Origin of the sequence: Acinetobacter sp. YH12132, assembly GCF_013418645.1 — a bacterium.
In the GTDB taxonomy this organism is placed as follows: domain Bacteria; phylum Pseudomonadota; class Gammaproteobacteria; order Pseudomonadales; family Moraxellaceae; genus Acinetobacter; species Acinetobacter indicus.
Genome location: NZ_VPBR01000005.1, coordinates 1 through 17,735, shown reverse-complemented (window position 1 = coordinate 17,735; position 17,735 = coordinate 1). Strand labels below are relative to the sequence as shown.

The window sequence follows — 17,735 nt, the reverse complement described above, 5'->3', positions numbered from 1 at the left end:
AGCATTGTTGTATTGGAATGCCTTATGAATTGGAGTGAGGCGACGATTTTTCAATAGGAAAACAAAAAAATATTAAAATGGGCCCTGCTGATAGACCCGCTGCATATACTGCTCCAGCTTTTGCTGACGCATCTGGTAAACCTGGGTCAGACATTCAACCGACTGGCCACAGCGGTCACGCAGGGCCAGCCAGCGCACCTGTTCATCCCGTATAGCCGAACGTGTCCCCATCGGTACCAGACGGTTAATAATTTTATAGGTGGTGGCCATCTTCACATCGGCATCATTAACATTACGATGTTCACAAATGGCATGTTCGGTTGGGGTTTGGGCACGTTCACAATTAAAGCTGGCTGCAGCGGCAGGCAGGCTGATCAAACTGGCGAAGACCAAGGCAAAGGTTGTATTTCTATTCATATTTGATCTTCTCACTTTTTCATTTCTTTCATTTCATTCACTACAAATTAAATGAAAACGAATACTTAACTCAATATTCTGATTTTGTTCTATTGTTATCATTTTGCAATAAAAAGGCCCCATCACCAGGATGGGGCTACGCTGAATTTTATTATTGGTACTTTTTATAATTAGAATTTATAGCTATAACCGATGGTGTACACCATTGGATCGATATCTAAATCGAATTGGGCTGCCACATCACCACTGAAAGTAACTTCAGGGCTAAGTTGCGCATAACGTGCATCAAAGAATACGCCCCAGTTTTTGGCATCTGCTGGCTGAAAGTTAAAACCAATCTGGCCGGCAAAACCAAAATCTTCTTTTACTTTCACATCGGTATCACCCAGACCTTTGGTACGCTCATCCCAAGCCACAAATGCGGTACCACCGACACCAATGTACGGTGTAAAACCGGTATTGTTTTTAAAATGGTATTTTGCCGTCAGCGTTGGTGGTAAATGTTTAATACGTACCACATCTGTACCCGCTAACTGAACATCATGGTTAATTGGTGCAGCTAAAAGCAGTTCTGTCGAAATATTGTCATTAAAGAAATATTCAACTGACGGGGTAAATGCATATTCATGATCTGCCTCAACTGTTGCGCCGCCGAGATTATAATCGCCTGTAGGTGCTACAACCGAACCGCCCAGCTTGACTTGCCATTGGCCTGCCATCGCAGAAGCAGAAAGACCCATTAATGCAACGAGTGTAATTTGCTTTAACATTTTAATACCCCACTGGAAGATTATTTATTCAAAAATTAAACATTAATCAATAATAAACACGTTAGAAATTAATATGCAATACTTATCCGATATAATAATTTTATATTATTTTCAAACTATTGATTATTAAATTAATTTATTTTAACCAACCACACAACTTGGTTTTAAATACCAACCTGCTTTATCAAGATTAAATAATAATATTCAGATTAAAATACTCAGGTTTATTTTAAACGCTCTATAATATATATTTTAAATACATCTATTATTAGATTATCAGAATGATTATAAGATTTATTATAAATACATCTATGATTCAAAAAAATCCCGGGATTTTATTCCCGGGATATTTCAGGTTAAAGCACCATGGCGGCAATCCAGCCAAAAATCATCAGCGGGATATTAAAGTGAATAAAGGTCGGCACTACACTGTCTTTCATATGGTCATGCTGACCATCCATATTCAGGCCTGAGGTTGGCCCCAAGGTCGAATCCGAAGCAGGTGAACCGGCATCGCCCAGTGCAGCCGCAGTCCCAATGATCGCAATAGTTGCTGCAGGACTAAAACCAAATTGAATACAGAGCGGTACATAAATAATCGCCAGAATCGGAATGGTAGAGAATGATGAACCGATGCCCAGAGTAATCAGCAAACCAATCAACAACATTAAAAAGGCTGCAAGTGCCTGGCTATTACCAATCCAGTCAACCGACGCTTCAACCAGCGCAGAAACCTGTCCTGTTGCCTCAATCACGGCAGCAAAACCTTGCGCAGCAATCATAATAAAGCCAACCAGTGCCATCATCCGCATACCGGTAATAATAACATCGTCCGCTTCTTTCCACTTAAAGATCCCGGCACAGCTCAGAATCGCTACACCAACCAGACCGGCCAGAATCATCGAATCTGAATACAGCTGCACGCCAAGGGTTACCAGAATCGCAATGACTGCCATCCAGATGGTGAACGTCGCCACTTCAGGTTGACCTGATTTTTGTGCCACACCCATTTCAGCCGAAATGCTTTGCTGCTCTTCAATATGCACGTCTTTATATTCACGTGGCTTACGGTATGAGAAAAACACCGCGATCAGCAAACCGACAAACATCCCGAATACCGGAATGGCCATCGCTGTTGGAATCTGGTCATAGCTGATCTCAAATCCATACGGCTTGCCAAAGGTATTAATATTATGGCCCAGAATATCATTCAGGAAGATGGCGCCAAATCCGACCGGCACCAGCATATAGGTGGCCACCAGACCAAAGGTCAATAAACAGGCCACAAGACGACGGTCCAGTTTCAGGTGGTTAAATACCATCAACAATGGCGGAATCAGCACCGGAATAAAGGCAATATGTACCGGAATCACGTTCTGGGAGAATACCGCGGCAATGGCCACCACCAGGAAAATAAAGTATTTGACCCGGTTTTGCGCTTTCAGATCGGCCTCACCCTTTAAGGTGTGAATCATTTTATAGGCCAATAAATCAGGTAAACCTGAACGCGCCAGAGCCAGTGCAAAAGCACCTAAAATACCGTAGGCCAAAGCAATTTTAGCACCACCGCCCAGGCCATTATTAAACGCCTCTAAAGTACCTTGCAGGCCCAAACCAGCCAGCAAACCACCCGTAACGGCACCAATGACCAGTGCAAAAACAACAGGAACACGTGCCAACGACAGCCCGAACATGACTGCGATGGCGGCAAGAATTGCAAACATAAGAAAAGACGGATCGAGAAAAAACGCTATTTTATCAGAGATTGATCGCTATTTAGCTGCTGTTGTTGCGCTGTCCGATATTTGTCTTGACCTTGCCAGTAACAGTCAAATTAACTGCCTGATTTTGAAAATGCAAAATCCCGAAGATGTTGAGCAATCCGCTCCGGCTGGCTTAAAATTGCCCAGTGATTGGCCGCAATCTCTACGCGCTGGAAGTCTGCTGCCCAGTTCGGCACTTCATCAATCAGCTCCGGACTGACAAAGCGGTCTTCGGTCAGTACCACGGCCTGTACCGGACAAATCGCCACACGCTGACGTGGTTTGAGCAAACGCGGGATAAAATTGGCCCGATACAGATTGACGCCATATTGACCATCCTGCTGGATATTCGGGTTTAAGGCCAGACCCGAGCTTTGCTCCAGCTGCTGTAGCATTTTGCCCCAGCGCTCTGCACTCATGTATTGCCACACCGTCGGTGCCAGTAAGGGCAATTGAAACACAGCGATATACCAGGACTTGCCCAGCTGTTTTAAGAATTTGGCCTTACCCTGCTGTAACTGCGCACGCATCCAGAATGCAGCATGATCCAGACAAGGCCCGGAAATGCTGCTGTAAGAAAGAATCCGCTGGCGAAACCGGGCATCGGTCACCGACTCCCAGGACTGAATTGAACCCCAATCATGCGCAGCCAGATGAAATGGCCGGTTGGGCAGCACTGCATCCACCACGGTCAGTAAATCTTCAGACAGGCGTGCCAGCCGATAATCATGAATATGCTTTGGAATGGAAGACTGACCGGCCCCACGCACATCATAGGTCACAATATAAAAATCCTGAATCAGCTGGGTAATAACAGCTTCCCAGACTTCCTGATTGTCGGGATAACCATGAACCAGTACCAGCGCCGGATTGTCGGGCTTGCCCCAGCTTTTGACATACAGGCGCTGCTGGTCTGAGGTATGAATCCACTGCGTATGAGCGTGCATGATGACATCCTGTTCTGTTTATGGGTGATTTCTTGTATTGGCTGTTTATTGGCAAGTGCAGTCAATCAAATCAATGCCACCTGCCGGTTTCTGTTCTAGTATGCAGATCAGTGCAATAAAAATAATTGACCCTTATGAGCCTTTTAAAAAAACTACAGACAATTCCGACCCTGTCCAAATTCCTGATCAATCGCTATGCCCCCTATCGCGGCGCCGGTATTGCGGTCGAGAAAATGGATCTGGCCAATTACCACATTCGTGTCAAAATGCCACTGACGCGTAAAAACCAGAATATTGTTGGGGTGCATTTTGGCGGTAGCCTGTATGCCATGGTCGATCCGTTTTATATGCTGCTGTTGATGCATCATCTTGGCTCAAAATATATTGTCTGGGATAAGGCCGCGACCATCCGCTTTCTAGCGCCCGGTCGCAGTATGGTCTATGCCGATATCCGCCTCAATGCCATGGAGGTCGCTACCATTCGGGAACTGGCCGAGAATTATGCACCGGTATATCGTAACTACCGCCTGAATATTTTTGATGAAGCCGGCGTACGTATTGCGGAGGTAGAAAAGACGGTATACATCCGCCGCAAAAAGCCGCATGCTGCCGGCTAAATAAAAAAGCGCTTATCTTTAAGCGCTTTTTTATGTGAGATCGTCTGCACCCGACTTAGCGGTTCTGCTCAATCGCGGCACCTGCACCGCCACCAATCGCACCACCAATCGCTGCACCAGTACTACCACCGAAGATGCTTTTACCTACCGCAGAACCAATTGCACCGCCGACACCACTATAGGTCGCGTTACGGTTTGAACCATCCTGGGTTTTACTACCCACTGCTGCACCGGCACCACCACCAATGGCTGCACCTGCAGTACCGCCGACATTACCACCGACACCACCACCAATTGCACCACCTAAAGCAGCTGCACCAATACGCTGTTCATTTGGAGACATACTTTCACAGCCGGCCAGCATAAAGGTAGATAAGGTGGCGGCTGCCATAACACCGATAACTTTTTTCATGATCGCTCTTCCCCTGTTTTGGTCATAGCTTTAGCTTATTCGATATTGATGGGTCGAATCTGAGCAATATGTTACCAACTTGGTAACCAATAGAGGATTTATGTAAAAACACCCGCTTTGCAGCAGCAACCCGGCCCATCTAACGCCAAAGTACAGCACGATACCCTTTTTTCAGGCATAAAAAAAGACGCCCGAAGGCGTCTCTTGGTTGTCATTTCACCAGCTTAGAATTCCTGGTTAAATGCCTGACTTAATGCTTGGTCTACATCAGAGAAGTCATTTTGCAGTTCAAATTCTGCAGCTTCTGCTTCCTGACGACGACGCTCTAAGTGGTAAGCCAAACCTGTACCCGCTGGGATCAGACGACCAACAACGACGTTTTCTTTCAGACCACGTAGATCATCTTCTTTACCGGTTACAGCCGCTTCAGTTAACACACGTGTGGTTTCCTGGAACGATGCAGCAGAGATGAACGAATCCGTCGACAGCGATGCTTTGGTAATACCCATCAACTGGCGATCAAACTTCGCTGGGAACTTGTTCTGTGCAAGTACAGCCTGGTTTTCTTGAACCACGCGGATGTAATCCACCTGTTCGCCTTTGATAAAGCTGGTATCACCACCGTCAGTGATTTCAACTTTACGCAGCATTTGACGTACGATGACTTCAATATGCTTGTCGTTGATTTTTACACCTTGCAGACGGTAAACGTCCTGAACTTCGTTCACGATGTAGTTGGTCAACGCCACTTCACCTTTCAGACGTAAGATGTCATGCGGGTTTTGTGGACCATCAGAAATGGTTTCACCACGGTTCACATGCTCACCTTCGAACACGTTGATGGTACGCCATTTCGGAATCAGCTCTTCGTAGATTTCAGAACCATCATCCGGAGTAATCACCAGACGGTTCTTACCTTTGGTCTCTTTACCGAAGCTTACGATACCAGACACTTCTGCAAGGATCGCATGCTCTTTCGGCTTACGTGCTTCGAACAAGTCAGCTACACGCGGCAGACCACCGGTAATATCACGGGTACGTGAAGATTCTTGTGGTACACGACCGATAACGTCACCGACACCAATTGTTTCGCCATCACGGACAGAAAGAATGGTGTTTTGTGGCAGGAAGTAGAACTGTTCACCACCATCCACTGTGTCTAATACAACCGCAGGACGCAAATCTTTACCTGACGCAGGACGTGAAGTCACTGGCAGGATTTCGATTGTTGACATACCTGTTGCATCATCAGTTTTCGACGTTACGGTTACGCCATCAGCGATCTGGCTGAAACGTACTTTACCAGCAACTTCTGTTACCAATGGATGTGTATGCGGATCCCAAGTTGCCACGATACCGCCAGCTTCTACAGCTTCGCCATCTTTCAGCAAGATAGATGCACCGTAAGGCAGTTTATAGCGCTCGCGCTCACGACCCAAATCATCCGCAATACCGATTTCACCTGAACGTGAAGTCGATACCAAGTGACCTTTGGCATGTTGTACGGTTTTCACGTTGTGGAAACGTACGGTACCTTTGTTACGCACTTGAACGCTGTTGGCAGCAGAAGTTCGGCTTGCCGCACCACCCACGTGGAAGGTACGCATGGTTAACTGTGTACCTGGCTCACCAATTGATTGTGCCGCCATAACACCCACAGATTCACCTGGGTTCACCAAGTGACCGCGTGCAAGGTCACGACCATAACATTTCGCACACACACCGAAGGTCGATTCACATGATACTACTGAACGTACTTTCACTTCGTCGACACCTTGCTCTTCCAGGAAGTTGGCAAGTTTTTCGTCAATTAAGGTGTTACGTGGCAGGATCACTTCATCTGAACCGGCTTTCTTCACGTCTTCAGCAACCACACGACCCAGTACTCGCGTACCCAGGTTCTCGATCACGTCACCGCCCTGAATGAATGGTGTCATCACCAGACCAGCCATGGTGCCACAATCTGGCTCAGTGATCACCAAGTCTTGCGCAACGTCAACCAGACGACGCGTCAGGTAACCCGAGTTCGCAGTTTTCAGTGCAGTATCGGCCAAACCTTTACGCGCACCGTGCGTTGAAATGAAGTACTGAAGTACGGTCAAACCTTCACGGAAGTTCGCCTTAATTGGCGTTTCAATGATCGAGCCATCCGGCTTCGCCATCAGACCACGCATACCTGCAAGCTGACGAATCTGAGCTGCCGAACCACGGGCACCAGAATCCGACATCATGTAGATCGAGTTGAATGATTTTTGTTTCTCGTCTTCACCCTGTTTGTTTTTCACAGTAGTGAAAGACAAGTTGTCCATCATCGCTTTCGCTACCTGGTCATTGGTACGTGCCCAGATATCGACGACTTTGTTATAACGTTCACCGGCCGTTACGAAACCTTGTTCGAACTGTTGTTCGATTTCACGAACTTCAGCTTCTGCCTTGTCAATGATCGCCTGTTTGCTTGGTGGAATAACCATATCTTCCATACCAACCGATACACCTGAACGCGTCGCTTGACGGAAGCCCAAGTACATTAATTGGTCAGCAAAGATGACCGTGTCTTTCAGACCCAGTTTACGGTAGCAAGAGTTGATTAACTTGGAGATGTTTTTCTTGGTCATCTCAACGTTAATTTGCTCGAAGCTTAAACCTTCTGGCACAACTTCCCAAAGCAGACAGCGACCTGGTGTGGTGTCAACAACAATAGTTTGTTGCTCACGCTCACCGTTGTCATTGATCACAGTTTGGTATACACGCGCTTTTACGCGAGCGTGCAAATCAACCTGACCGGTTGCAAGGGCACGGTTAACTTCATGCGTATCTGCGAACACCATACCTTCACCTTTGGCATTTACCGCATCACGGGTGATGTAGTAAAGACCCAAGACCACGTCCTGAGACGGTACGATGATTGGCTCACCGTTGGCTGGAGACAGAATGTTGTTGGTCGACATCATTAACGCACGCGCTTCTAATTGCGCTTCAAGTGTTAATGGTACGTGTACCGCCATCTGGTCACCGTCGAAGTCGGCGTTAAACGCAGCACAAACGAGCGGGTGCAGACGGATCGCTTTACCTTCAATCAGGATCGGTTCAAACGCTTGCAGACCCAAACGGTGAAGGGTTGGCGCACGGTTCAACATCACTGGATGCTGACGGATCACAGATGCAAGAACATCCCAAACTTCTGGCGTCTCGCGCTCAACCATTTTCTTCGCAGCTTTAATGGTAGTGGCTTGACCAGAGGCTTGCAGTTTCGCAAAGATGAACGGCTTGAACAGTTCCAGCGCCATTTTCTTCGGAAGACCACATTGGTGCAAACGTAAAGTAGGACCTACGGTAATCACCGAACGGCCTGAATAGTCAACACGTTTACCCAACAAGTTCTGACGGAAACGACCTTGCTTACCTTTGATCATATCGGCCAAAGATTTCAGCGGACGTTTGTTCGAACCGGTAATTGCACGACCACGACGACCGTTATCAAGCAATGCATCTACAGACTCTTGTAACATACGTTTTTCGTTACGTACGATGATGTCTGGCGCTGCAAGGTCAAGAAGACGCTTCAAACGGTTGTTACGGTTAATCACACGACGGTAAAGGTCGTTCAGGTCAGACGTTGCGAAACGGCCACCTTCAAGCGGAACCAGCGGACGAAGGTCTGGCGGAAGTACTGGCAGTACATTCATCACCATCCATTCTGGCTTGTTGTTCGACTCTTTGAACGCTTCCATCAATTTCAAACGCTTAGACGCTTTTTTCAGTTTCGTCTCAGAGGTTGTTTGTGGAATTTCTTCACGCAGGCGTGAGATTTCGTTTTCAAGATCGATGTCTTTTAACAGGTCCTGAACTGCTTCTGCACCCATTTTCGCTGTGAATTCATCACCGTGCTCTTCCAACGCATTGAAGTATTCTTCATCGTTCAGAAGCTGGTATTTCTCAAATGGAGTCATACCTGGGTCAGTCACTACATAAGATTCGAAATACAGAACACGTTCGATATCACGTAAGGTCATGTCTAATAACAGACCGATACGGCTCGGCAGTGATTTTAAGAACCAGATGTGTGCTACTGGAGATGCCAGCTCGATGTGACCCATACGCTCACGACGAACTTTTGCAGTTGTTACTTCAACGCCACATTTTTCACAGATGACGCCTTTGTATTTCATACGCTTGTATTTACCACACAAGCATTCGTAATCTTTGACTGGACCAAAGATTTTGGCACAGAACAAACCGTCACGTTCTGGTTTGAAGGTACGGTAGTTAATGGTTTCAGGCTTTTTAACTTCACCATGAGACCACGACTTAATCATTTCTGGTGACGCAAGACCAATACGGATGCGATCAAACTCTACAGGAGCATGACCGTCTGAGTCCGTCTTTTTGCGCATGATATCGAGCAAGTCTTTCAATTTTTTTCTCCGTGTGCCGGTAAGATTTTCACTTTCCGACTGGGTCACAAATATTGTTTTTTAACTGAATTTTAATCTCCCTCAGTCCCCCTTTGTTAAGGGGGAAGCCCCTCTTTTATAAAGAGGGGTTTGGGGAGATTTAATGGAGATTCTTAGTCACCATTTTTCAGTTCAATGTTGATACCTAAAGAACGGATCTCTTTGGTCAATACGTTGAACGATTCAGGCATGCCCGGATCCATATAATGGTTGCCATCTACAATATTCTTATAGATGCGGGTACGGCCTTCAACGTCATCCGACTTCACAGTGAGCATTTCTTGAAGCGTATAAGCTGCACCGTATGCTTCCAGTGCCCAGACTTCCATCTCACCGAAACGCTGACCACCGAATTGTGCCTTACCACCCAGCGGCTGCTGTGTTACTAATGAGTAAGAACCAGTTGAACGCGCATGCATCTTGTCATCAACCAAGTGGTTCAGTTTCAGCATGTACATGTAACCAACAGTGACAGGACGGTCGAAACGCTCACCCGTACGGCCATCATACAATACGGTTTGACCGGTACGTGACAGACCCGCAAGTTCAAGCAAGTCTTTGATCTGACCTTCTTCAGCACCGTCAAATACAGGTGTTGCCAATGGAACACCAGCACGCAGGTTGCCAGAAAGCGCCAAGATTTCATCATCCGTCAGGCTGTCAAGATCTTCTTGCTCGCCGCCCACCTTGTTGTAAATCTTGTCCAAGAATTCACGCAGTTCAAGAATGGTGCGCTGTTCTTTCAGCATCTTGTCGATCTGATCACCCAGACCTTTGGCTGCCATACCTAAGTGCGTTTCTAGAATCTGACCCACGTTCATACGCGATGGTACACCAAGCGGGTTCAGTACCACGTCTACCGGCACACCGTTGGCATCGTGTGGCATGTCTTCAACCGGCAGAATGTTGGATACAACACCCTTGTTACCGTGACGACCCGCCATCTTATCACCTGGCTGGATACGACGTTTCACCGCAAGGTAAACCTTAACCACTTTCAGTACGCCAGTGGTCAGTTCATCACCTGTAGACAGTTTGCGTTTCTTCTCGGCGAATTTCTCGTCAATTTCAAAGCTCTTCTCTTTCAAGAAGGTTTGAATTTGCGTTAAACGTTCCGCAATCGCTTCGTCACTTGGCTGGATTTCAAGCAGATCAACCAGTTCAAGACCAGACAGCATATCTTCAGACAGTTTGTCGCCACGTTTGGTGCCGCCACCGCCATTTGATTCCTGACCTTTTAACAGACGGACAATACGTTCACGTGCTGCTTCTTCGAAGATTTTGTATTCTTCTTTCAAGTCTTTACGGTATGCATCAAGCTGCGCTTTCTCAATCGCCAGTGCACGTTCGTCTTTTTCCAGACCATCACGGGTAAAGACTTGAACGTCGATGACTGTACCTTTTGTGCCCGATGGAACACGTAAAGAGGAGTCTTTCACATCCGCTGCTTTTTCACCGAAGATGGCACGAAGCAGTTTTTCTTCAGGCGTCAACTGAGTTTCACCTTTTGGTGTTACTTTACCCACCAGGATGTCACCGGCAGTCACTTCTGCACCGATGTAAACGATACCTGATTCGTCCAGTTTAGACAGCGCAGCTTCACCGACGTTTGGAATATCAGCCGTGATTTCTTCAGCACCCAGTTTGGTATCACGTGCAACACATGACAGTTCCTGAATGTGAATCGACGTTAAACGGTCTTCTTGAAGCACACGCTCAGAAAGCAAGATCGAGTCTTCGTAGTTGTAACCATTCCAGGTCATGAACGCCACGCGCATGTTTTGACCCAGGGCCAGTTCACCGCCATCTGTCGATGGACCATCCGCCAGGATGTCACCACGTGCAACTTTATCGCCTAAACGTACCACAACGTTCTGGTTGATACAGGTGTTCTGGTTTGAACGCGTGTATTTGATTAGGTTGTAGATATCTACACCTGCTTCACCCGCGATCATTTCATCTTCATTCACGCGAATTACGATACGTGATGCATCAACAAACTCGATCACACCACCACGGCCTGCAACCACACACACACCTGAGTCACGTGCCACGTTGGCTTCCATACCGGTACCAACCAGCGGTTTGTCCGCGATTAGTGTAGGTACGGCCTGACGTTGCATGTTGGAACCCATCAATGCACGGTTGGCGTCATCGTGTTCAAGGAATGGAATCAGTGATGCTGCAACAGAAACCACCTGCTGAGCAGATACGTCCATATGGGTCACTTTTTCAGGTGACATACGTACGAATTCACCGTGGTGACGTACAGAAACGAATTCTTCAGTCAGGTTACCGTCCTGATCTACAACCGAGTCGGCCTGTGCAATCACGGTACCCACTTCTTCAATCGCAGACAGATATTCAACTTCGTCTGTTACACGACCATCAACCACTTTACGGTATGGCGTTTCCAGGAAACCGAAGCTGTTGGCTTTCGCGTAAACAGATAGCGAGTTGATCAAACCAATGTTTGGACCTTCAGGCGTTTCAATTGGACATACACGACCATAGTGAGTCTGGTGTACGTCACGCACTTCGAAGCCTGCACGTTCACGGGTCAAACCACCAGGACCAAGCGCCGATACACGACGTTTGTGGGTGATTTCAGACAATGGGTTGTTCTGGTCCATAAACTGAGACAACTGGCTCGAACCAAAGAATTCTTTGATTGCAGCCGCCACTGGCTTCGCATTGATCAGATCTTGCGGAGACAGGTTGTCAGTTTCAGCTTGTGATAGACGCTCTTTTACAGCACGCTCAACACGTACCAGACCCACACGGAACTGGTTCTCGGTCATCTCGCCCACTGAACGAACACGACGGTTACCCAAGTGGTCGATATCGTCGACTTCACCTTTACCGTTACGGATTTCAACCAATGTTTTCAGTACATCCGTGATGTCTTCGTTCGACAGGATGCCTTCAACTTCGCGCGACTTCTGGTCAGTACCCACTTCATAAGGACGACCCAGACGACGGTTGAACTTCATACGGCCGACTGGTGACAGGTCATAACGCTCAGAAGAGAAGAACAGGTTGTTAAACAGGTTCTCAGCTGCTTCTTTAGTTGGTGGCTCGCCTGGACGCATGACTTTGTAGATTTCAACCAGTGCTTCTTCACGACCTGTAGTCGTATCGGCACGTAGCGTATCTGCAATGAATGAACCGCGGTCGATGTCGTTGGTGAACAGGGTATTGAACTGCTTCACGCCGCCTTCAGCCAGCTTCACCATCACTTCATGGCTTAACAGTGTGTTGGCCGGAATCACATCGCCATCTTTCAGCACGATGTCTTCGGCAGTAATGCGCTCATACAGGTATTCATCCGGCACTGACAGTTTGGTCAGACCAGAGGCTTCCATTTGACGAACATGACGTGCGTTGATACGCTTACCTTGTTCAACAATGACTTTACCATCGGCATCAGTGATATCGAATTGTGCCATTTCGCCACGCAGACGTTCTGGAATCAAGTCGATCTGATAGCTACCCATATCCAGGTAAACAGGAACTTTTTCGTAGAACAGGTCAAGAATCTGTTCGTTGTTATAGTTCAGGGCACGCAGAACCACAGTCGCCAGTAATTTACGACGACGGTCGATACGTACATAGACTAAATCTTTGGCATCAAATTCAAAGTCTAACCATGAACCACGGTAAGGAATAATACGCGCTGAATACAGCACTTTACCGCTTGAGTGAGTCTTACCTTTGTCATGGTCAAAGAATACGCCTGGTGAACGGTGTAATTGCGATACGATTACACGCTCGGTACCGTTGATCACAAAAGTACCGTTATCCGTCATCAATGGCATTTCGCCCATATAGACTTCTTGTTCACGTACGTCTTTGATTGATTTCGTTTCACGATCTTTCAAGATCAAACGAATTTTAACGCGCATTGGTGCCGCATAAGTTGAGCCGCGAAGAATACATTCGCGCACATCAAACTCTGGTTTACCAAGACTATACTCAACAAATTCTAAAGCAGCATTGCCAGAATAACTTTCTATAGGAAAAACTGAACGAAATGCGGCTTGGAGACCGATATCTTCGCGGTTTTTTGGAGATTTGCCATCTTGCAAGAAAGTACGGTACGAGTCGACTTGAATCGCCAACAGGTACGGTGCTTCCATGACTTGGGGCAATTTACCAAAATTCTTACGGATCCGTTTCTTTTCGGTATATGAGTATGCCATCTGGAGTCCTCGGAAAGTAAACCAAGCCCGCCTGCAGAACGGGCTCAGAAGGAATTACGCAGGCCGATATGGCCACCACTCTTTACAAATGCTGCAATTTTTAGTGGTATTAAAACGCTTAACAATATTTTTTAACATTGAAAAATATTGGTAAGCGTTTGATTGTTATCTTTATTTTTAATTTGTATGAAATTTATATCATGCAAACAAAAATCGAGCCGATTATTGTAACGCAAAAAGGCTGATGACCCAAGAGCCATCAGCCATTTTTTGGAGTCGATTATAAAAAAATCGACTCCGCTTAAGCTATTACTTAAGTGTAACTGTAGCACCAGCTTCTTCAAGTTTCTTCTTAAGCTCTTCGCCTTCTTCTTTAGAAACGCCTTCTTTAAGTACTGCTGGAGCACCTTCAACCATGTCTTTCGCTTCTTTAAGACCAAGGCCAGTCGCTTCACGAACTGCTTTAATTACTGCAACTTTGTTTGCACCGAAAGAAGTCAACTCAACGTTGAATTCAGTTTGCTCTTCAGCAGCAGCAGCGCCAGCGCCTGGAGCAGCAGCAACTGCAACAGCAGCAGCAGATACGTTGAATTTCTCTTCGAAAGCAGAGATCAGTTCAACAAGTTCAAGAACAGTTTTTTCAGCAACTGCGTTTAAAATTTCTTCGTTAGTTAAAGCCATGAGAATAACTCCAAATGGAAATTGAATGGTGTGTAAATTGATTTAAGCTTAAGCTGCTTCTGACTCGTTTTTCTCTTTGAGTGCTGTAATAAGGCGACCCAATTTCGAAATAGGAGCTTGAAGAACGTTTGCAAGCATAGTAAGCGCTTTTTCTTGGTTCGGAAGATTTGCAATCACGCTAACTTCAGCACCTTCATAAACCTTGCCGTCAAATGCAGCAGCTTTAAGTTCAAATGCTTTGTTTGTTTTAGCGAAATCTTCGAACAAGCGTGCAGCTGCACCCATGTCGTCTTCAGAAGTCGAGAAAGCTAAGATTGTTGGACCAACAAGAGTTGCATTCAAGATATCGAATTGAGTACCTTCGAATGCACGCTTAGCCAAAGTATTACGCACGATACGAGTCGTAACACCAAGCTTACGCGCTTCAACACGTAAAGCAGTTAATTGCTCAACGGTTAAACCTTGATAGTCAGCAACAACAGCAGAGAACGCGCGAGAAGCAACTTCGTTTACTTCTGCTACGATCTGTTTTTTGTCTTCGATAAGAAGAGCCATTGTAAAACCTCCTAACGGTGATTTATGTACCCACAAGGGATACACTCCCAATTCGTGAATTCATCACTGAACTCACACGCGGAGGAGGAATAAATCACACCACCGCGTCTACGCAGGCTGGGATTTTAAGAGAAGAGCATAAAACTCCCCTCGCCTGAGGTCTTTGACGCTGATAAATTCTCATTTACCAATTCAAAGTCCGCCTGAATGTCCCCTCTCCTTTCAGGAGAGGGCTAGGGAGAGGTTTAACCCTCATCCCAACCTTCTCCCAGAGGGAGAAGGAGACCTTTCAGGACTTTAAAATTCTGTCTAAGTTAAACTTAGTTAGAAACGTTGTTTACATCAACAGTCAGACCAGGACCCATAGTTGAGCTTAGAGTGATCTTTTTGATGTATACACCTTTAGAAGTCGCAGGTTTTGCTTTCTTCAGGTCAGCTACAAGAGCTTCAACGTTTTGACGAACAGCTTCAGCAGTGAAACCTACTTGACCGATCGCAGCGTGGATGATACCCGCTTTGTCTACACGGTAACGTGCTTGACCAGCTTTTGCATTTTTAACTGCAGTTGCTACGTCAGGAGTAACCGTACCCACTTTAGGGTTTGGCATTAAGCCACGTGGACCAAGGATTGTACCTAATTTACCTACAACGCGCATTGCATCTGGAGCAGCAATTACTACGTCAAAGTCAAGGTTACCCGCTTGGATGCTTTCAGCCAGGTCATCAAAACCAACTACGTCCGCGCCTTCAGCTTTAGCAGCTTCAGCAGCAGCGCCTTGAGCAAACACAGCTACACGTACAGTTTTACCTGTACCTGCAGGAAGTGTAGTCGCGCCACGAACAACCTGGTCAGATTTACGAGGGTCAACACCTAGGTTTACAGATACATCCAAAGATTCTTTGAATTTAGCTGCAGGAAGGCTGTTAAGAACTTGTACTGCTTCTTCCAAAGTATAAACTTTGTTTGCTTCTACAGCAGCAGCAATGGCTTTTTGACGTTTAGTTAACTTTGCCATGTCTTATAGCTCCACTTCCAAGCCCATAGAACGTGCAGAACCAGCGATGGTACGTACACGCGCGTCTAAGTCAGCACCAGTTAAGTCTGGTTCTTTCGTAGTCGCGATCTCTTCTAACTGAGCACGAGTCAACTTACCAACTTTAGTTTTGTTTGGTACAGCTGAACCCTTCTGGATACCAGCAGCTTTCTTAAGCAGAATAGCAGCAGGTGGAGTTTTCATGATGAATGTGAACGACTTGTCGTTGTACACAGTGATCACTACTGGAATTGGAAGACCAGCTTCAACTTTTTGTGTCGCAGCATTGAATTCTTTACAGAATGCCATGATGTTAACACCACGTTGACCCAGTGCAGGACCAATTGGTGGAGATGGATTTGCTTTACCAGCTGGAACTTGCAGCTTGATATAGCCGTCAATCTTCTTAGCCATTTTCAATTACCTCTGGGTACAAACGCCGCTAGGCTCCCCAATGATTTCTAAGTAACGATACCGTTACAACAACAATGCCCGATCCATAACAAATCGGGCGTTTTCAACCAGCAGTGAATTAAACTGATTTTTCGACTTGGCGAAATTCCAGCTCAACCTGTGTTGGTCGATTGAATACATTAATCGTCAACGTTAAACGCGACTTGTCGTAAAGGACTTCTTCCACCACGCCTTTAAAGTCGGTGAATGGACCGTCAATTACCAGTAATTCTTCGCCTGGTTCAAACATCGTCTTCGGACGAGGTGCTTCACCAGTATTGCGTACACGTGCAAGAATCGCATCAGCTTCACGCTGCGTAATTGGCGCAGGTTTTTCCGGTGTACCACCAATAAAACCTAATACTTTTGGACATTCTTTTACAATGTGCCAAGTATCATCATTCATTTCCATTTCGACTAGCACATAGCCCGGAAAGAATTTACGCTCAGATTTACGTTTCTTGCCATCCTTCATTTCTACCACTTCTTCGGTAGGAACCAGGACTTCACCAAAGCTATCGGCAACAGCGCTACGCTGGATTCGATCATTAAGCGAACGCATCACTTGTTTTTCATAACCAGAATAGGCATGAATAATGTACCAACGTTTCATAGCTCTCTTACCCGATAATAAATTTAATTGCCCAACCTAAAACGTAGTCAAAACACCACAATAAAATGGATGCTACAACTACAACTGCAAGTACGTGCCAAGATGTGGTCACTGTCTCTTGCTTGGTTGGCCAAGTCACTCGACGCAGCTCGATTCGTGAATCTTTCAATAAACGAACAAAGCCTTTGCCTTGATGGGTGGCGTATAATAAACCTAAAGCCACTACGATACAAGCCAAAATTACCCCAACGCGCACCCAAATATCATTTGCCGGTGCCCAGTACGCTGGTAGATGCTGATTCACCATGGTTGCCGCAATGAATAAAATCAAGGCGATAATCCACAACACGTAGTCTAATGGAGAACCCGAATTTACAACTTCAGCAGGATTATTTCTTTGAGGAATTGGCGCTTCGCTTAATGCGTCACGCGATTTATCATTCGACATTTTTGTACTCGTCGTAGGATTCGCGACTTATTATATGACCAGTTTTGCCAGCATCAAGCTTTTTTTGAAAAATGGCAGGCCAGGAGGGACTCGAACCCCCAACATTCGGTTTTGGAGACCGACGCTCTACCAATTGAACTACTGGCCTGTAGAACAAGCCGAAATCCGCAAACTTCGGCTTGTGAAACTTATTTTATAATTATGCAGTTACTTTAGCAACTACACCCGCACCTACAGTACGGCCACCTTCACGGATCGCGAAGCGTAAACCAGCGTCCATTGCGATTGGGTGGATTAATTCTACTGACATTTCAACGTTGTCGCCTGGCATAACCATTTCAACGCCTTCTTTCAGCTGGATCGCACCAG

Annotated in this window: 14 protein-coding genes, 1 tRNA gene and 1 pseudogene; 1 reads left to right on the top strand and 15 read right to left on the bottom strand. The window is 46.2% G+C overall.

Translation table 11 applies throughout. The annotated features are described in order from the left end of the window. Window positions 1-72 precede the first annotated feature (72 nt). From FTU67_RS07115 to FTU67_RS07100, 4 genes are all read right to left on the bottom strand, one after another. Window positions 73-417: a lysozyme inhibitor LprI family protein gene (locus FTU67_RS07115; RefSeq protein WP_016659674.1), complete on the bottom strand. Its 345-nt coding sequence runs from the start codon at window positions 415-417 to the stop codon at window positions 73-75. Window positions 418-587: 170 nt separating this feature from the next. Continuing rightward, window positions 588-1,187 carry an OmpW family protein gene (locus FTU67_RS07110; RefSeq protein WP_180061607.1) on the bottom strand — a complete coding sequence of 200 codons (600 nt, stop codon included), beginning with the start codon at window positions 1,185-1,187 and terminating at the stop codon, window positions 588-590. A gap of 356 nt (window positions 1,188-1,543) precedes the next feature. After that, on the bottom strand, window positions 1,544-2,911 hold the full coding sequence (locus tag FTU67_RS07105) for a Na+/H+ antiporter family protein (RefSeq protein WP_005181697.1): 1,368 nt from the start codon (window positions 2,909-2,911) through the stop codon (window positions 1,544-1,546). A gap of 110 nt (window positions 2,912-3,021) precedes the next feature. Then, the gene (locus tag FTU67_RS07100; protein ID WP_180061606.1) at window positions 3,022-3,897 is read right to left on the bottom strand and encodes an alpha/beta fold hydrolase; all 876 of its coding nucleotides are present in this window, start codon (window positions 3,895-3,897) and stop codon (window positions 3,022-3,024) included. 134 nt (window positions 3,898-4,031) lie between these two features. On the opposite strand from FTU67_RS07100, the gene FTU67_RS07095 reads away from it, so the two are divergent. Then, the gene (locus tag FTU67_RS07095) at window positions 4,032-4,514 is read left to right on the top strand and encodes a DUF4442 domain-containing protein (RefSeq protein WP_005181693.1); all 483 of its coding nucleotides are present in this window, start codon (window positions 4,032-4,034) and stop codon (window positions 4,512-4,514) included. A gap of 55 nt (window positions 4,515-4,569) precedes the next feature. On the opposite strand, the gene FTU67_RS07090 is transcribed toward FTU67_RS07095, so the two are convergent. The 11 genes and pseudogenes from FTU67_RS07090 to FTU67_RS07040 all read right to left on the bottom strand — a co-directional run. Further along, window positions 4,570-4,926, bottom strand: coding sequence for a hypothetical protein (locus tag FTU67_RS07090; RefSeq protein WP_005181692.1), 357 nt, complete (start codon window positions 4,924-4,926; stop codon window positions 4,570-4,572). 224 nt (window positions 4,927-5,150) lie between these two features. Then, window positions 5,151-9,341: a DNA-directed RNA polymerase subunit beta' gene (rpoC, locus tag FTU67_RS07085; protein ID WP_075167624.1), complete on the bottom strand. Its 4,191-nt coding sequence runs from the start codon at window positions 9,339-9,341 to the stop codon at window positions 5,151-5,153. A 152-nt stretch (window positions 9,342-9,493) separates the two neighbouring features. Continuing rightward, complete coding sequence (gene rpoB, locus FTU67_RS07080) at window positions 9,494-13,582, bottom strand: DNA-directed RNA polymerase subunit beta (protein WP_160243601.1); 4,089 nt, start codon at window positions 13,580-13,582, stop codon at window positions 9,494-9,496. 309 nt (window positions 13,583-13,891) lie between these two features. After that, window positions 13,892-14,263, bottom strand: a complete 372-nt coding sequence (gene rplL / locus FTU67_RS07075) for a 50S ribosomal protein L7/L12 (RefSeq protein ID WP_004774018.1) — start codon at window positions 14,261-14,263, stop codon at window positions 13,892-13,894. Between the two features lie 48 nt (window positions 14,264-14,311). Continuing rightward, on the bottom strand, window positions 14,312-14,818 hold the full coding sequence (gene rplJ / locus FTU67_RS07070) for a 50S ribosomal protein L10 (protein WP_005181686.1): 507 nt from the start codon (window positions 14,816-14,818) through the stop codon (window positions 14,312-14,314). 320 nt (window positions 14,819-15,138) lie between these two features. Then, a complete protein-coding gene (rplA, locus tag FTU67_RS07065) occupies window positions 15,139-15,834 on the bottom strand; it encodes a 50S ribosomal protein L1 (protein WP_005181684.1) in 696 nt (231 codons plus the stop codon). Between the two features lie 3 nt (window positions 15,835-15,837). Beyond that, window positions 15,838-16,266, bottom strand: coding sequence for a 50S ribosomal protein L11 (rplK, locus tag FTU67_RS07060; protein WP_004868049.1), 429 nt, complete (start codon window positions 16,264-16,266; stop codon window positions 15,838-15,840). A gap of 118 nt (window positions 16,267-16,384) precedes the next feature. Further along, entirely contained in the window at window positions 16,385-16,918 is a 534-nt protein-coding gene (gene nusG / locus FTU67_RS07055) for a transcription termination/antitermination protein NusG (RefSeq protein WP_005181681.1), read from the bottom strand. Window positions 16,919-16,925: 7 nt separating this feature from the next. Continuing rightward, complete coding sequence (gene secE, locus FTU67_RS07050; RefSeq protein ID WP_005181678.1) at window positions 16,926-17,366, bottom strand: preprotein translocase subunit SecE; 441 nt, start codon at window positions 17,364-17,366, stop codon at window positions 16,926-16,928. A 72-nt stretch (window positions 17,367-17,438) separates the two neighbouring features. Further along, window positions 17,439-17,514: transfer RNA gene (locus FTU67_RS07045), tRNA-Trp, on the bottom strand. 51 nt (window positions 17,515-17,565) lie between these two features. Beyond that, window positions 17,566-17,735: pseudogene (locus tag FTU67_RS07040) on the bottom strand (elongation factor Tu); the annotation flags it as partial.

Excerpts from the sequence above, each read along its gene's own strand:
- FTU67_RS07115 (WP_016659674.1), bottom strand. The coding sequence starts at position 417 with ATGAATAGAAATACAACCTTTGCCTTGGTCTTCGCCAGTTTGATCAGC.
- FTU67_RS07110 (WP_180061607.1), bottom strand. The coding sequence starts at position 1,187 with ATGTTAAAGCAAATTACACTCGTTGCATTAATGGGTCTTTCTGCTTCT.
- FTU67_RS07105 (WP_005181697.1), bottom strand. The coding sequence starts at position 2,911 with ATGTTTGCAATTCTTGCCGCCATCGCAGTCATGTTCGGGCTGTCGTTG.
- FTU67_RS07100 (WP_180061606.1), bottom strand. The coding sequence starts at position 3,897 with ATGCACGCTCATACGCAGTGGATTCATACCTCAGACCAGCAGCGCCTG.
- FTU67_RS07095 (WP_005181693.1), top strand. The coding sequence starts at position 4,032 with ATGAGCCTTTTAAAAAAACTACAGACAATTCCGACCCTGTCCAAATTC.
- FTU67_RS07090 (WP_005181692.1), bottom strand. The coding sequence starts at position 4,926 with ATGAAAAAAGTTATCGGTGTTATGGCAGCCGCCACCTTATCTACCTTT.
- rpoB (WP_160243601.1), bottom strand. The coding sequence starts at position 13,582 with ATGGCATACTCATATACCGAAAAGAAACGGATCCGTAAGAATTTTGGT.
- rplL (WP_004774018.1), bottom strand. The coding sequence starts at position 14,263 with ATGGCTTTAACTAACGAAGAAATTTTAAACGCAGTTGCTGAAAAAACT.
- rplJ (WP_005181686.1), bottom strand. The coding sequence starts at position 14,818 with ATGGCTCTTCTTATCGAAGACAAAAAACAGATCGTAGCAGAAGTAAAC.
- rplA (WP_005181684.1), bottom strand. The coding sequence starts at position 15,834 with ATGGCAAAGTTAACTAAACGTCAAAAAGCCATTGCTGCTGCTGTAGAA.
- rplK (WP_004868049.1), bottom strand. The coding sequence starts at position 16,266 with ATGGCTAAGAAGATTGACGGCTATATCAAGCTGCAAGTTCCAGCTGGT.
- nusG (WP_005181681.1), bottom strand. The coding sequence starts at position 16,918 with ATGAAACGTTGGTACATTATTCATGCCTATTCTGGTTATGAAAAACAA.
- secE (WP_005181678.1), bottom strand. The coding sequence starts at position 17,366 with ATGTCGAATGATAAATCGCGTGACGCATTAAGCGAAGCGCCAATTCCT.